A 15,007-nucleotide genomic window follows, 5' to 3' on the forward strand; every position below is an offset into this window, starting at 1 on the left:
GCAAAAATATAAATAAACCCTCGCGTTAAATGTTGGCGGTTTATTTCGCCGACCGACACCAACCCTCATGAATTAAGTGTGGATACCGTCTTATGGAGCAAAACCCGCAGTCACAGCTGAAGCTTCTTGTCACCCGTGGTAAGGAGCAAGGCTATCTGACCTATGCCGAGGTCAATGACCATCTGCCGGAAGATATCGTCGACTCCGATCAGATCGAAGACATCATCCAAATGATCAACGACATGGGCATCCAGGTGATGGAAGAAGCACCGGACGCCGATGATCTGTTGCTGGCCGAAAACTCCAACAACACTGACGAAGATGCGGAAGAAGCCGCCGCACAAGTGCTTTCCAGCGTTGAATCTGAAATCGGGCGAACCACTGACCCGGTGCGCATGTACATGCGCGAAATGGGCACCGTTGAGCTGCTGACCCGCGAAGGCGAAATCGACATCGCTAAACGCATCGAAGATGGCATCAACCAGGTTCAGTGCTCTGTTGCCGAATACCCGGAAGCGATCACCTATCTGCTGGAGCAGTATGATCGCGTTGAAGCTGAGCAGGCTCGCCTCTCTGATCTGATCACCGGCTTTGTCGATCCAAACGCTGAAGAAGACCTGGCGCCAACCGCGACCCACGTCGGTTCTGAACTCTCCAGCGAAGAGATGGATGATGACGAAGACGAAGAAGATGAAGAAGACGACGACAGCGATGATGACAACAGCATCGATCCTGAACTGGCGCGTGAAAAATTCGCTGAGCTACGTACCCAGTACGAACTGACTCGCGACACTATCAAAGCCAAAGGACGCAGTCACGTTGCCGCGCAGGAAGAGATCCTGAAGCTGTCTGAAGTGTTCAAACAGTTCCGTCTGGTGCCAAAACAGTTCGATTACCTGGTTAACAGCATGCGCGTCATGATGGATCGCGTACGTACCCAGGAACGCATCATCATGAAACTGTGCGTTGAACAGTGCAAAATGCCGAAGAAAAACTTCATTACGCTGTTTACCGGCAACGAAACCAACGAAACCTGGTTCAACGCTGCGCTGGCCATGAATAAACCGTGGTCGGAAAAACTGCATGAAGTGGCAGAAGAAGTTCAACGCGGCCTGATGAAGCTGCAACAGATTGAAGAAGAAACCGGCCTGACCATTGAGCAGGTAAAAGACATCAACCGTCGTATGTCTATCGGCGAAGCGAAAGCGCGTCGTGCGAAGAAAGAGATGGTGGAAGCGAACTTGCGTCTGGTTATTTCTATCGCCAAGAAATACACCAACCGCGGTCTGCAGTTCCTCGATCTGATTCAGGAAGGCAACATCGGTCTGATGAAAGCGGTTGATAAGTTCGAATACCGCCGTGGTTACAAATTCTCTACCTATGCAACCTGGTGGATCCGTCAGGCGATCACCCGTTCCATCGCGGATCAGGCGCGCACCATTCGTATTCCGGTGCATATGATTGAGACGATCAACAAGCTCAACCGTATCTCCCGCCAGATGCTGCAGGAAATGGGCCGTGAACCGACGCCGGAAGAGCTGGCTGAGCGTATGCTGATGCCGGAAGATAAGATCCGTAAGGTGCTGAAAATTGCCAAAGAGCCGATCTCCATGGAAACACCGATCGGTGATGATGAAGATTCGCATCTGGGTGATTTTATCGAGGATACCACCCTCGAGTTGCCGCTGGACTCTGCTACCACTGAAAGTCTGCGCGCCGCAACGCACGACGTTCTGGCAGGCCTGACCGCTCGTGAAGCGAAAGTCCTGCGTATGCGTTTCGGTATCGATATGAACACCGATCACACGCTGGAAGAAGTGGGTAAACAGTTTGACGTAACCCGCGAGCGTATCCGTCAGATCGAAGCGAAGGCGCTGCGTAAACTGCGTCATCCGAGCCGTTCTGAAGTGCTGCGTAGCTTCCTCGACGATTAATTCGTTATGCGTTAAAAAGCTCCCACTCGGGAGCTTTTTTTTGCCCGCAATTTGCCATCACAGGCCGCGCGTCACCAGTGCCTCATCCAGTTCACGATACGCTTCCACCAGCTTATCCAGCGTTGCGCGGTTAAGCCCGCTGGGGTTTGGCAGCACCCAAACCTGCGTCACGCCAATCGTCATATTTTGCTTGCCCCAGCTCGCACCGCGTACGCTAAACGCCTGCTCAAAGGCTTGCTTTCCTAAAACTGCCAGCGCAGCTGGCTGATAATCCTCAATTTTCCTGACCAGTTCCCTGCCCCCGCTACGCAGCTCATGCAAGCCGACTTCGGTGGCCTGTACGGTTGGACGCTCAACCAGCATGGTAATGCCACAGCGGGTGTCCAGCAGATGCCGCTCATCTTCCGGGCGCAGTTGCTGGTCGGTAAAACCGGCCTGGTGGATAACTTTCCAGAAACGATTACCCGGATGGGCAAAGTGGAAACCGGTATGGGCAGATGATTTACCCGGATTGATGCCGCAAAATACCACCCGCAGCCCCGGCGCCAGAATATCGTGGATCATGCTTAACTCCCGAATAAAAGCGATAAACTCCAGTATAAGAGATTGAAAATGCGTTGTTTATAAAAACATCAGCCAGGTGATTCATGCTGGATTGCAGGGGTAAGTTACTTTATAATTCCCCGCCACGGCCCCTTAGCTCAGTGGTTAGAGCAGGCGACTCATAATCGCTTGGTCGTTGGTTCAAACCCAACAGGGGCCACCAAATTTTAGCTTTAAAATCATCTAATTAAGCCACCTTTCACGGTGGCTTTTTTATTTTCCGATTCGCAATTGGCAGCAAAATGGCAGCAGAATTTTTCCCGATTGCAGAAAAGCCCATAAAAAAACCCGCTCAAGGCGGGTAAATTTAAAACCATAATTGGCGCTGTCCGGTCTGATTTGGGTGCGGTGGTGCAGGGTCAATTTTACCTGGCGTCACAATATAGCGCTCTATCGACTCCATCGTCACAAAGGTGCAACTGCAATTGATATTGGTGCACTGATGGTAGCGTTCTTTTGTGTTCTCACTAAGATAGCGGCTGGTACGAGCATGCGCAGCGTGCTTACACTGTGGACAATGGAACATGATTCACTCCCATTCACGAAACGTGAAAGCATCATACCCTATTATTCACAAATCGTAATCTATGTTTTCTGATTAACCGAAAAAGGATGTTCTATGTCTGTTTTGAAAAATTGCATGCTATGTTCATTGTTGCTAATACCTTCTGCAGTTATGGCAAGAACGCCTGACAATACGGTTAGGCTATTGCAAAAAAGCCTGAAACTTTGGCAGCCAACAGCCATCACGCAGGCTGAGAAAGCCTTAACAATCGTCCTGCCTGAGAAAAGTATCCCTTCCGAAGCATACGAAGCCTTAGCCACATCAGGTATATGTTCCCCTATATGGACAAAAGATGTTCCCGCGTCTTTCTTAAAAAATATCACTGAGATCAATATCGTTAATCAGTTTAAAGCAACTGGTTACACATTTGAGAACCCAGCGGCGAGTTGCAGTGAAATGGGTAAGCTGATGGACGAGCCAGCAAAAGCTTTGTTGCTGTCCAAAACCCGGTTATTTAAACCAGCCAAATAAACTGGACTGAGAAATAAACAACCCGCGCAAGGCGGGTTATTTTTAATCTTCGCTTTCGTCTGAATCATCGTCGTTATCATCGGCCTCATACTCGACGTCGGATAGTTTCACCTCCAGTTCTAAGGCCGTCGTATAGCCGTTGTTGCTGAGCGCGTGAGTCACTTTGGTAATTATCCATGCCTGCTCATCTATGACGCTTTTAAAGCCCGACACTTTAACCGGCGTTTCCGGGTACAGGTCAGCACGACCGACCGCAAGACTTATCGAGAACTCTGCCACGCCGCGCTGTAGCTTGTCCCACTTTGCTTTAGCCGCGCGCATTGCCTGGGCTTTTGTTGAATAGACCGTGGTTAGGGCGAATACGTTATCAGCCTCACCGGCCATGTATTCACCCTCGCGCGCCTCCGGGACTTTGGCCTCTTTCTTTTTCGCTTTGGCTTTCGGGTGTTGCAGGGCGCGCAGGTGCTGCTCTTTCGGCTTGCGCTTCACTTTCACTTTTTTAGGCTTCGGCTCTTTGGTATGCAGCCATTGCGCCGTTACGCCGGTGTAAGCGCCCCGGTCGGCAATCGCAAACTGGTGCCGGTCGCCATCGCTGCGGATAATGGTCACCTGCGGGATGGGTTTACCGCTGGCGCTGACCGCGTTACCCGGTTTGAGAAACAGCAGTTTTCCCGCTTTAACAGACACCTCGCCGCCGTTCCTGTCGGCCAGCCGGGTCAGGAATTTGGCGTCGGACTCCTGCGACTGGTCGATGTGCGGAATCACGATTTTTGCCAGCTCCGGCGCAATGGCCGCCGTCAGTTTGTTGCGTGTCGCGATGGTCTCGACAATCATACCGAGCGTTTTATCGTGCCATGACTCCTCGCGTCGGGAATTCAGGGAGCCACGAAAATCGGCGCTCCGTGCCCGGATGGTCACGGTATCCGGTGCGCCCCGGTGTTCAACCTCATCCACGGTGAAACTGCCCTTGCCGATAAGCGCCGAACCTTTCCACCCCAGAAACAGCGTCAGCACCGCCCCGCGCACCGGCAGGACGACACGCCCGTCGGCGTCGTTGAGCTCGATATCGAGCTGGTCGGCTTCAAACCCCCTGTTATCGGTCATGGTCAGGCTAATCAGGCGGTCGCTGATATTGCCGGTAATATCTTTGCTGTCAATTTTCAGCATAAACGCGGGGGTGAGCGAGCTCCCCGCTTCGCTATACAGTATCTCTGACATCAGAACCCCAGGCTTGATGTTAATTTCGTGGCAGCTTCTTTCGCCTTACCGACCAGGCTGTCGGCCTGTTTATTCAGGTCGCCATACACCGCCGCGAGCGACTCATCGACGCGGGTCAGTGTCATGGTGAAGGTGATTTTGCGGGGCGAGCCGTCCGCGAAAAACTCGGTGCCGGTCTCGCTGATGCTGTTGATAACGTACATCCCGTAAATCAGGCCAGTCCCTGCCAGCAACGGCCAGGCGCGCCCCTCCTCCGCCATCAGGCGCAGCGCGGTCAGCGTCAGATGTCCGCCGGTAAGTTCCGGGAACAGCTCGCCGCTGAGCGTGATTTTCTCCTCACCGACACCGAGAAACTGAAAGGCGTCACGCTTGCCGACGCGGTTGTTTGACGGCCAGCGGTATTCCGCGTCGCGCTGCATATTCTGAAACGGCAGCGTCTGACGCATAAAAACGAAAAAGCCAAGTGCAAGCATCATCTCAGTGTTTCCTTATCCGTCGGTTCGCATACTGGCGCGTTCGCGGGCGCGCTTGTCCCGGTCGGCTTTCTCAACGGCATCCTGTAACTGACGCCCGAGGTCGCCGCCCGGTGCGCCGCCGTTTTGTACCGTGATGTTGTAATGGCTCTGCCGGTTGTCGGTGTACGCTTTCCCCGCACCGGGAGCGGTAACGGGCTGATACGCCTGATAACCGCCATAAGTGCTGGTTGCAGGGATATACCCGCCATTACTGATTGACGGATTTTGCGCGGCATCGGCTTGCGCGGCACCGGCTTTTTCCGCCGTTTTATCGAGGTCGCCCGATTCCTTGTTAATGACACCAAGTTTTTCCAGCACCCACTCGATACCTGCGCGCAGCTTGTTGAACGCTTTAAGCGGAAACATCAGCGCATCAGCCAGCCCCTGCCCGAATCGCATCCCGGCATCCTTACAGGCGTTGAGTTGCTCCTGAGACGATTTCACCGGCTCAAGCAGGTTGGTAAACCAGTCCCACGCGGCTTTGAGTTTTTCCCCCAGCCAGTCAAACATCGGTTTCAGCGGTGAGAACAGTTCCCCGACCGGCGCAAACGCCGCCTTAAGCCCTTCGATCACCCCTTCAAAAAAAGCCGAAATCGGCTCCCAGTATTTGCGAATCAGCAATGCCCCGGCGACGATGGCGACGCCAATCGCGACAATCGGCCAGGTGAGCGCGCCGAGTACCGTCATGATCGCGCCACCCACGACGCTGAAGACAGTGCCGAGCACCCCGGCAATCGCAATGATGGCGTTGATACCGCTGATAACCGGGAACGCCACCAGACCGATTGCGCCGACAACCCCGATAATCCCGACTGCCACCGCCGCGATGGTGCTGATGGTCTGCGCCAGTCCCTTATTTTTCTGGATCCAGCCGTCGAGCTTAAGCACATACCCGGTCGCGGTCTGCACCAGTTTGCGAAGGGAGGAATCCTGCTGGTCAAAAAGGTCGGTGCCGACCGCCTCATAAGCTGACTGGAACTCTTTGAAGTCGCCGCCAAGGTTATCCTGCATGACTTTGACAAGTTCCTCGGTCTTGCCATCGGACGCCTTTAACGCCGCGGTCAGCGCGTCAAGTCTGCCGGATGCCGCGCCCTGCAACAGGGCGTTGGCTGATTTCAGCGCCTCCTCGCCAAAAATGGTTTTCAGGTATTCACCCTGCTGGGCGTTACCCAGCTTGTGCTTCGCAAAGCTGGCGCTGATTTCTTTCAGAATGGTGAAGACAGGCCGCATATTGCCTTTGCTGTCGGACGTCTTGATGCCAAGCTCTTTCAGGGCGGTGAAAGCCTGCCCGGTGGGAGCCTGTAAACGACTGACAACCGCCGAGCTGCCCGTCCCGGCCATTGACCCGGTGATGTTGTTATCGTGCAGAACACCGGTCATCGCTGCCGCTTCTTCGAGGCTTACCCCCGCCGCACGGGCAACGGGAGCCAGATACGTCATGGCGTCACTGAGACCCTGAAAATCGGCGGCTGATTTATTCATCGTCGCTGACAGGACATCACCGATGTGACCCACTTTGTCATTGGATAGCTGAAAGGCGCTTTTCGTCCCCAGGAGTAATTTTGCGTTCTCCTCCATCGTCTGCCGGTTGGCGAGCGACATATTGAGCGTGACGGGGGTCGCTGCCTGAATGGCAGCCGCATCGCCGCCCGCTTTGGCAATGATGATTTGCGCCCCGGCGGCATCATCAGCCGAGGCGGCAGTATTATCGCCGAGCTGGCGCGCCTGTTTACGCAGGGCGGTCATTTCTGCTGAATCTTTGGCTACGCCGAGAACCGCCTGAAGCTCGGAGTTTTTCTGCGCAAAATCGTACCCCGGCTTTAACAGCGCTGTACCGGCCAGCGTGGCGGTTGTGGCAATCCCGACACCGGCAGCGCCGACCGCCGCCGATTGACCGGCGAGCGCTTTTCCCGCCTGATAGCGCTGCTTAACCGCGCTCAGTTTGGCCTGTTGGGCACTGACGCGCGCCAGCGCCTCGCGCTGCCGGTTAAGTTGCGAGGTGGTTTCACCAATACTGGTTTTCAGGCGGCGCTCATCAGCGGCCAGCGTGCGCGTGTTGATGCCCGCCTGGCTGAGTTCCTGCCGTGTACGCTGTACCGCTTCACGCAGGCTGTTATGTTTAAGCTGGAGCGCGGCGGCATTTTTGCGCGCGGCTTCCATTGCGGCGGCCTGTGCGCGGGTCGGGTTTTCGGTCTGTTTAAACGCCACGGCCAGCGCGGCGGCTTCCTGTTTTGCTTTCGCCAGCGACTGGCTGGTCACGGCGAGCTGTGCGCTGGTCTTGCGAAACCCCTCGATTCTGGATGCCTGGCTGTTGAGTTCACGTAATGTGGTTTGCGTCGCCCGGATATCGCCGGCCAGCGTTTTGCTGGCCTTTTCGATGGATTTTAACGGGCGGGTCGCCTGGTCAACAGCCCTGAGCAATACCTGTAATTTCACATCACTCATTGGTGTTTCCGCTTCGCTGGAGCGCTTTTTCGCGCCATGTAACGAGCTCGGTCAGGCTCAGGGGAAATAACTCCGATGGCGGCCAGTGAAATATCACCGCAATATCCGCCATCAGGTCATCGACTGACAGGTCGGGCGGGAAGGTTACTGCGCCGAACCCGGCGACAAAAAACCAATCACCTTACCGGCCAGCGCCACAAGGTCAGGCAGCTCCAGCGCGGCGACTTCCTGCTCGGTCAGTGACGGCGCAGTCACGCGTGGCAGCACTTTAATCAGCGCGTCGACGTCGGAGTTTGCCACCGAGGCCAGGCTGACACCGCGAAGCGTTCCGGCGTTGGGTTTCATCAGCGTAATCTGGTCGATGACCTGCTCGCCGCGTTTGATGGGGTTTTCCAGGGTGATCACGTTTTCGTTCGTCATGGTGTTCTCGTCTTAATCGGGAATGGGGGTAACCGGCCAGCGCCGCTGACCGGGTGAAAATTACAGGCCGATATTGCGGCGGTGCTGCTCCAGCCGGTCGGTGCCGTTCACTTTCTCAATCATGTTCAGCGTGTCGATTTCAACCAGCTCTTTACCGTCCATCGTCAGTTTGAAGTACGTGCAGATAACCGAGATTTTTGACTCGCTGTCTTCGCCCTGTTTACCTTCGCCGGTGTCGATCTCTTTCTGGCGGCCACGCATGACCACCTCGACGGCGACCGTTTCGCCGGTGTCGTCGCGCTGGTAGGAGCCCGCAAAACGAATTGGCACAGCATCGACGCCGGTTGCGCCGTACAGTTCCCAGATAGCGGAATCGGGGAAGCCGCCGAGCGACCATTCCATCGACAGGGCATCATCATCGAGCCCCATATCAATCGGCGCGACGCCGTTCATCCCCGCGCCGCGATAGTTCTCCAGCTTGCGGGTCAGCTTCGGCAGGGTGATGGATTTGGCGATACCCTGATAGCTGTAGCCATTCAGGAACACATTCATGTATTTGAGCTTGCGCGGCATTGCCATTTAGTCAGGCTCCTTATTTGCTGTTGACCGAGGAAACCAGCGTCGCCAGATATTTATCAGTAATGCGCTGGCGTAAGGTCAGGTTTTCCAGTGGGGGAACCGGCGTATAGTCATAATCGATATACAGCTTTCCGGCTTTCAGGGTCTCTTTGTCGTTGGCCTCTTCGTCAAACCAGCAGGTCGCATCCACGATGTAACCATTCGTTTTGAGCTCGCGGAATTTGGCGTTGATGCCGTCGACGATATCGCGGATAAGCATCGCGGTGATGGGCTTGTCGACCGCCCACATGTGCGCGGCGGCCATCGTATCGGCAATCACCTGCGCGGTGCGGGTGTAGTTCTCAAACAGGAATAACGGGTCATCCGAACAGGTGCGGTTTCCCCAGAAGCGAAAACCATCCTTGCGAATCAGCGTCGTGACCCCCGCCTCGTTAAGCAAATCCGCATCGGTGCCGGGCTCCTGCAAATCCCAGAACACCGACGCGCTGATGCCGGTGACGCCATTGACGCCGACGTTAGACAGGGTTTTGTGCCAGCCGACCGACTGGTCGATGTAGGCGCGCAGACCGAGCGCACGGGCGGTGGCGTATGCCGTGGCGGTCGCATTTTTCACGGTATCCCAGGCGAGAAAATCCGGCCAGATAACCATCAGCTCGCGCTGGCTGAAATTGTCGCGGTACTTGATGGCATCGGATACCGTTTTGCAACCCCACGCACTGACATAACCGAACGCGCGCAGCTTCTGACAAACCGGCGCAAGCGCAGTCGCCACTTCCAGCGTGTCAAAGCCCGGCACACCGAGAATGCGCGGCTTCACGCCGGTGACGGCTTCAGCGGTCAGCAGTGCCTTAAGGCCGGTGTATTTGCCGTTCTCGTCCGTGGTGCCGATGATGTTGGAAATCGTCTGCGCAAGCGCCTCCTCTTCATCGTCGCCGGTGCCCTCCGCGACACGCACAACGACAATCACCGGTTTTGCCTGGTCAGCGATGGCCTGTAAGGACGCCGCCAGCGTTCCTTTTTTACCGGCTTTTGCAATAGCGCTTTGTACGCTGGTAATCAGTACCGGCTCGTTAAGGGGAAAGGTCGCGGCATCGGCATCGCTGGCGGTGCAGACCATGCCGACAATGGCGGTCGAGACGGTGGAAATGACGCGCGTACCGTCGTTGATTTCGACGACCTGCACGCCATGATGAAAATCACTCATCCGTTTAACTCCGTGGTGTTGGGGTGAGTGTATTTTCCAGGCTGTGCGGGCGCGGGGCTATTTATTGGCGTTGGGGCAGGGATACAACAACTATTTAAGCACTGGAGAAGGGAAGCCCCGCTTCTGGCGAAAAGAGTGGCTACCGGTATTTGAGTAAAGCGGCTCACTCACTTTAGCGCGGCAAAAATATTCACATAGAAAAACAGAGACTTATGCATGGTTTAAATCCGGCAAAAAAGAGATTATGCCTGATACCATACATCGCCGCGCTACGTGTTACGGGGAATTTCCCTGGCTGTGCTGCTGATGCGAGTTGATACAGCAGCACCCGGATGGCCTACCCGGCCAGATGCATAGTGGCTTCAGGTACAGGTGGGAAATCAGCAGCAACTGGCATCCCGTCTTCGCCCGCAATAATTTGCTGTCCTGCAAACTGTGCGGCCAGTAGTTCCAGCCACAATTCATCAGTAATTTCTACACTCTCAAGTGCTGGCCTGGTCGCATAAAACCCAGGTGGGGTTGTTCCTGCTGTGAAGAATTTAGACATTGATAATCCCCGTCACAATAAATTGAAAATCACCGTTATTCAAAGCAGAACGCGCACCCCATTTGGATATGATGACGATGCCAGTAGTGCTCAAAGAAAATATTGCGCAGCCTAAATCCTGCACCACAGCAGTGCTGGTAAGCTCTCCGCTCGCACTTGATAAAACAGCCTTCACATCACCGGAGAAAGCAACCGGGAACGTCACAGAGAAAGGCTGATTATTGGTCAGGTCTGGCGGTGTTACAGTCATAGACAAAGTTGCGAACCAGCGTACCGTTGCACCATCATAATAAGGTGACTTAAACAGCGTATAACCCGGCCCGGTCGTAAATATGGGAGAAGGAAGTTTTGCCGCGGCTCCCAGACCAAGGTATTCGAGAATCGCCTCAACGCTCTTCCCCGACAGCTCAGTCAGCGTTTTATCAAGTGGCTGTTTTTTTGCCAGCTCCCCGGAAGCCAGTGCGGCAATGGCAGCCTGAACAAACGCCGTATTCGCGAGTTGGGTGTCGTTTGATGTCTTTGCTGCCGTCGGCGCTTTCGGTATGCCGGTGAAAACCGGGCTGGCAACCGGCGCATACTGTTTGTGCGGGTTGGCGTCGGCAACATGTTGCTTCATCAGGTTGTCGGCGTAGTTTTTTACCTCGATAGCTTTGTCATCAGCATACTGACGTGTCGCCAGCACGACCGACGGGTCAATTTTCAGCGTGACGGCAGCGGTCGAGGAGACAATCAGTACCATGCGGATGGTCTGGGTGCGTCCGCTGCCCTCCTGGAGCTGCGGTTTGTACGTCTCCGGGCAGTTGGCGACCGCGATTAACACGCCGTTATCGTCATATAACCCGATTTCGCGGATCCAGAAACCGCCCTCGTTTTCGGGGATAACCTGCTCGGCAATAATCTGGCTTGAGTTGTTCGCGTCAACGCTCAGCATATTCAGCGGCGCAATGCGTCTCTGGTTAACCAGCTTCGTTTGCGTGGCGTCCGGCGTCGGCAGTGTGCCGTTGCCATCGCCGACGGCCATTTGCGTGATATTGAGCTTAGTCCCGAGCGCGGTGGCGTTTGCCAGCAGTGCCGCGCCCTGGTTGGTCAGAATGGCAAAGAATTTCGCGGTCATGCGCTTACTCTCACGTTGTCGATAAAATGAATGGCCGAGGCCGGGAAATACTCCCCGCCGCCGGTGATGTCCTCAGGCAAATACGGGTAAACGACCAGCTCGTCTCCGGCATAGCTTCCCGCGTCGACATAACACTCGCCCGATGTGCTCAGGCTGATGGCAAGCCCGGTCAGGTGGCGGCTGGCCGGTTTGGCGTCATTGATAAGCCGTTCCAGCTCCTGATACATCTCGTCGGTGATACCGCCATCAAGCACGCCGACCACCAGGCGAAACGTGCCGGGCTCCTCGTTAAGCTCCCACCACTCGCGCACCTCGATAAGAAAACCGAGCGGCTCCACCACGCGACGCAGGGCGCTGATGGTGCCCTTGTGCTGATGGACGAAAAACGAGGCTGCTATCACCCGGCGTTTCGTGGCTTCCGGCCAGTCAGCGTCCCACCGGTCGACAGACAGCGCCCACGCCAGATAGGGCAGCAGGTCAGTCGGGCAGGTCTGCGGATCCCACAGGGTGCGCAGCGGCACCGGAACGCGGGCAATCTCAGCCGCTGCGGCTGCGGCGGCCACCTCCAGCGGCGATGAGCCGACGGGTAACAGCCGGTCACTATTCATCGTTACCCCCGGCGGTGATGCTGTACCCGGTGCAGTAAGACGCCTGATGTTTGCCGAGCACGATGTCGCCTGGCGGCTCGCTCAGTTCCACACGCTGGACACCTTCAACATGCAGCGCGGCATAAATGGCTGACCGGCGTACGTCACGCCCCAGCCGGTGCTGCGCGGTGATATAGGCTTTCAGTTTCTGCTCAGCCGTGGCGCGAATGGGCTCCGCTTCGGGGCCTGGGTAAAACCAGAGTGTGGCGGCCACCTCATACGGCACAATCTCCGCCGCCTGCACCGTCACGCGGTCGCCCACCGGGCGCACGTCATCAGCGTTGAGCGCCTTTTCCACCACGGCCAGCAGGTCACCGGCAGCCGTGCCGTCACCCTCGCGGGCAAGTACGGTGATGGTCACACAGGCCGGTGTCGGACTTTCGACAGAAATATCGGCGACGCGCCCGTCGGCGCTGCGCCCGTGGTATTCATAGGCGCCGACCGGACCGGCCACGCTCAGCCCCTCAAACGCCTGTTGAGCGCGCAGACGCAAATCGGCATCGGACTCCATTACCGCCGCCACCGGCGGGATGGCGGTATCGTCTGCCGGGGTGATGGTCAGCCGTGCGGTGTTGTTGTTCGCGGCCATCACATCAAGGTCATTCCCTTCGGCGCTTGCCAGCGTCACCGCACGGGCGGCTTCGTTGACGCGCTGCCGCCAGATAACCTCCCGGTAGGCGTTCTCTTCCAGAAACTTGGTCAGCGGCTCGGACTCCAGCGCCAGCGTACGGGCTACCGCGTCCTGTTGCTCCGCCGGAAACAGCGAAACCAGTGTCGCCTTGCGCTCGGCGAGGATGCTCTCGTAATCCAGCGCCTCAACCACATCCGGCGCGGGGAGCTGGCTTAAATCAACAATCGGCATGGTGTTAGCTCACAGGGATGGTTAACGAAAGGGCGTCGCCGGTGCTGGTAATCTCGCCGGTCAGGCTGACCATCATGCGGCCATCAGACTGACGCTCGGTAGTCACCGTGCTTAAGGTGATGCGCGGCTCCCATTTCAGCACCGCGAAATAACAGGCGACCTTGATTTGCAGCTCCAGCGCCGGGGTCTGCGGCTGGTCAATCATGGAAGACAACAGCGAGCCGTAATCCCGGCGCATGATGCGCGAGCCGACCGGCGTTCGCAGGATATCGCTGAGGCTCTGGCTGATGTGTTCCGCGTCGGTGATTGTCCCGCCGGTGCTGCGGCTCAGACCGATATAACTGGCTGTCATAGTGGCGCTCCTGTCGTGCCGCCGCTATCACCGGGGTGTTTGTGGGTATGCAGCACTTTGCCGTTGGATGACAGCGCACCGCCGCTGTGCTCGATGTCGCCGCGCATCGTGCCGCCTCTCTGCACTTCCAGCGACCCGGTGATGAGCTTATTCGTGCAAACCACCTCCGGCGTATCGAGCGTGATACGTGTAGCGGCTTTAACCGTTACCAGCGGCACGGTGGCGGTGAGGGACTCAGATGCGGTGACGTCGGCTGTTTTGATGCCGCTGACGGTCAGGGCGCTGGTCTGGGGTTCGTACTGGATAACCGCACCATCGGGGAAAGCAATATGCAGGGCATCCGCCGAGGCCGACGGGGCGGGATTCTCATCGGAAAAAATACCCGGCAGCACAAACGCGGTATCGAGCTCGCCGCCGACGGCCAGAATTAACACCTGTTCGCCGACGGAAGGAGCCCACCATGTGCGGGCGCGACCGGCGCGCTGGGTCAGCCACTGGAGCCAGTCGGTAATAATGCCGCCGGTCTGCACACGGCAGCGACCGGCATCCAGATCGGTTTCGACCACGACGCCGGTGCGTACCATATTGCGGATGGCGCGGGCAAGTTCGTTAATGTTTGCTGGTATGTTCATACACCAAAGACTGCCTAAAACATTAAAGGTATGGTATTGAAAACCGTTATATGGATAACCACACATCATTTGGAGAGGGAGTTATGCCAGAGTCATTAGTTGAAAAAAAAGAAATATTAACTTACATCCTTTACATCGTTGTTTTTCTTTTTGTAATGAGCCGGGCTTATGGGATAGCCAACTTATTACGTTTTTTATTTCGCTATCTGAATATTGGCTACTCAGACAGGAAGATGAAATCGCTCGATGAGAAATGGTTTAACATTCAGCTTTTTAAAATAATAAACAGAATCAACATCACAAAAATAGAGGATGCGAGACTAATCCAAAAAGGCCTGAATGAAGGTCATTTAAAAACATCATCATTTTTCCTAACAAGCTCATGGGGAGACATAACACTCCCAATGCCTCTTCGCAGGAAAATCTTTTCATACCTGATGGGGTTCACTTTAATTATCCTTGGTTCTGTAGCATGGTATGTGCAAAAGCCTATTATTGGTGGCTATGCCAAATTTGATTATAAAGAATTTAGTTATTATATTTCAAAAGACAAATTATTTATCACCAGTTCAAATGATTACGACACTCCCCCTGATATTCGCAGTAAAGAAGATTGCAGGAATGCGTTGAAAGCTATTGATGAAACATCAATACTCGCGATAGCCTGCACTAAGTTTCTTGATGAAAGGGAATCATACCAGTGGTGGTTAGATGATAAAATCAAATCTATCAGCGAAGCCAAAAACGATTTAGCAATGCTGGCTTATGTTTATTTAACACTTGGTGTAATATGGTTATTTTCATTAGTTCAATATTTACGAGCAGGCAACAAGGTAAGGGAATATAAAGCTTCCTCTGAAAACGACTGACACACCAAAAGCCACAGCAACACTGTGGCT

Annotated in this window: 18 protein-coding genes and 1 tRNA gene; 4 read left to right on the plus strand and 15 right to left on the minus strand. The window is 55.2% G+C overall.

Going from position 1 to position 15,007, the window contains the following annotated elements; genetic code table 11:
- Window positions 1-92 precede the first annotated feature (92 nt).
- On the plus strand, window positions 93-1,934 hold the full coding sequence (gene rpoD / locus IP581_RS19840) for an RNA polymerase sigma factor RpoD (RefSeq protein ID WP_097400770.1): 1,842 nt from the start codon (window positions 93-95) through the stop codon (window positions 1,932-1,934).
- 57 nt (window positions 1,935-1,991) lie between these two features.
- Here the strand turns inward: rpoD and mug are convergent, their stop codons facing one another.
- Window positions 1,992-2,498, minus strand: a complete 507-nt coding sequence (mug, locus tag IP581_RS19845; RefSeq protein ID WP_086873367.1) for a G/U mismatch-specific DNA glycosylase — start codon at window positions 2,496-2,498, stop codon at window positions 1,992-1,994.
- Between the two features lie 126 nt (window positions 2,499-2,624).
- On the opposite strand from mug, the gene IP581_RS19850 reads away from it, so the two are divergent.
- Window positions 2,625-2,700 (plus strand) — tRNA-Ile (locus IP581_RS19850).
- Between the two features lie 144 nt (window positions 2,701-2,844).
- On the opposite strand, the gene IP581_RS19855 is transcribed toward IP581_RS19850, so the two are convergent.
- Window positions 2,845-3,063 carry a DNA-binding transcriptional regulator gene (locus tag IP581_RS19855; protein ID WP_020455311.1) on the minus strand — a complete coding sequence of 73 codons (219 nt, stop codon included), beginning with the start codon at window positions 3,061-3,063 and terminating at the stop codon, window positions 2,845-2,847.
- Between the two features lie 93 nt (window positions 3,064-3,156).
- On the opposite strand from IP581_RS19855, the gene IP581_RS19860 reads away from it, so the two are divergent.
- Window positions 3,157-3,573, plus strand: a complete 417-nt coding sequence (locus IP581_RS19860; protein ID WP_228007784.1) for a hypothetical protein — start codon at window positions 3,157-3,159, stop codon at window positions 3,571-3,573.
- A gap of 42 nt (window positions 3,574-3,615) precedes the next feature.
- Here the strand turns inward: IP581_RS19860 and IP581_RS19865 are convergent, their stop codons facing one another.
- The 13 genes from IP581_RS19865 to IP581_RS19925 all read right to left on the minus strand — a co-directional run bounded on the left by IP581_RS19865 (window position 3,616) and on the right by IP581_RS19925 (window position 14,108).
- On the minus strand, window positions 3,616-4,791 hold the full coding sequence (locus IP581_RS19865) for a phage late control D family protein (protein WP_193821200.1): 1,176 nt from the start codon (window positions 4,789-4,791) through the stop codon (window positions 3,616-3,618).
- Window positions 4,791-5,267 (minus strand): phage tail protein, encoded by a 477-nt coding sequence (locus IP581_RS19870; RefSeq protein ID WP_045514275.1) that lies wholly within the window; start codon window positions 5,265-5,267, stop codon window positions 4,791-4,793. Before IP581_RS19870 ends, IP581_RS19865 begins: the two co-directional genes overlap by 1 nt.
- 12 nt (window positions 5,268-5,279) lie before the next feature.
- A complete protein-coding gene (locus tag IP581_RS19875) occupies window positions 5,280-7,751 on the minus strand; it encodes a phage tail tape measure protein (RefSeq protein ID WP_193821201.1) in 2,472 nt (823 codons plus the stop codon).
- Window positions 7,744-7,863 carry a GpE family phage tail protein gene (locus IP581_RS19880; protein ID WP_020455315.1) on the minus strand — a complete coding sequence of 40 codons (120 nt, stop codon included), beginning with the start codon at window positions 7,861-7,863 and terminating at the stop codon, window positions 7,744-7,746. Before IP581_RS19880 ends, IP581_RS19875 begins: the two co-directional genes overlap by 8 nt.
- Before the next feature lie 32 nt (window positions 7,864-7,895).
- Window positions 7,896-8,171, minus strand: a complete 276-nt coding sequence (locus tag IP581_RS19885) for a phage tail assembly protein (protein WP_193821202.1) — start codon at window positions 8,169-8,171, stop codon at window positions 7,896-7,898.
- A 60-nt stretch (window positions 8,172-8,231) separates the two neighbouring features.
- Entirely contained in the window at window positions 8,232-8,750 is a 519-nt protein-coding gene (locus IP581_RS19890) for a phage major tail tube protein (RefSeq protein WP_065370021.1), read from the minus strand.
- 13 nt (window positions 8,751-8,763) lie between these two features.
- Window positions 8,764-9,954: a phage tail sheath protein gene (locus tag IP581_RS19895; protein ID WP_193821203.1), complete on the minus strand. Its 1,191-nt coding sequence runs from the start codon at window positions 9,952-9,954 to the stop codon at window positions 8,764-8,766.
- Between the two features lie 337 nt (window positions 9,955-10,291).
- Window positions 10,292-10,501: a hypothetical protein gene (locus tag IP581_RS19900; protein WP_193821204.1), complete on the minus strand. Its 210-nt coding sequence runs from the start codon at window positions 10,499-10,501 to the stop codon at window positions 10,292-10,294.
- Window positions 10,494-11,615: a phage tail protein gene (locus IP581_RS19905; protein WP_228007785.1), complete on the minus strand. Its 1,122-nt coding sequence runs from the start codon at window positions 11,613-11,615 to the stop codon at window positions 10,494-10,496. Before IP581_RS19905 ends, IP581_RS19900 begins: the two co-directional genes overlap by 8 nt.
- Window positions 11,612-12,223 (minus strand): phage tail protein I, encoded by a 612-nt coding sequence (locus IP581_RS19910; protein WP_193821205.1) that lies wholly within the window; start codon window positions 12,221-12,223, stop codon window positions 11,612-11,614. Before IP581_RS19910 ends, IP581_RS19905 begins: the two co-directional genes overlap by 4 nt.
- Complete coding sequence (locus IP581_RS19915) at window positions 12,216-13,124, minus strand: baseplate assembly protein (protein ID WP_193821206.1); 909 nt, start codon at window positions 13,122-13,124, stop codon at window positions 12,216-12,218. The genes IP581_RS19910 and IP581_RS19915 overlap by 8 nt, the downstream gene beginning before the upstream one ends.
- Before the next feature lie 4 nt (window positions 13,125-13,128).
- Window positions 13,129-13,476: a GPW/gp25 family protein gene (locus IP581_RS19920; RefSeq protein ID WP_193821207.1), complete on the minus strand. Its 348-nt coding sequence runs from the start codon at window positions 13,474-13,476 to the stop codon at window positions 13,129-13,131.
- Complete coding sequence (locus IP581_RS19925) at window positions 13,473-14,108, minus strand: phage baseplate assembly protein V (protein ID WP_193821208.1); 636 nt, start codon at window positions 14,106-14,108, stop codon at window positions 13,473-13,475. Before IP581_RS19925 ends, IP581_RS19920 begins: the two co-directional genes overlap by 4 nt.
- Before the next feature lie 50 nt (window positions 14,109-14,158).
- Between IP581_RS19925 and IP581_RS19930 the strand changes: the two genes are divergently transcribed.
- The gene (locus IP581_RS19930; RefSeq protein ID WP_193821209.1) at window positions 14,159-14,977 is read left to right on the plus strand and encodes a hypothetical protein; all 819 of its coding nucleotides are present in this window, start codon (window positions 14,159-14,161) and stop codon (window positions 14,975-14,977) included.
- Window positions 14,978-15,007 lie beyond the last annotated feature (30 nt).

It is taken from the genome of Kosakonia pseudosacchari (genome assembly GCF_015167415.1).
Taxonomy (GTDB): Bacteria; Pseudomonadota; Gammaproteobacteria; order Enterobacterales; family Enterobacteriaceae; genus Kosakonia; species Kosakonia pseudosacchari.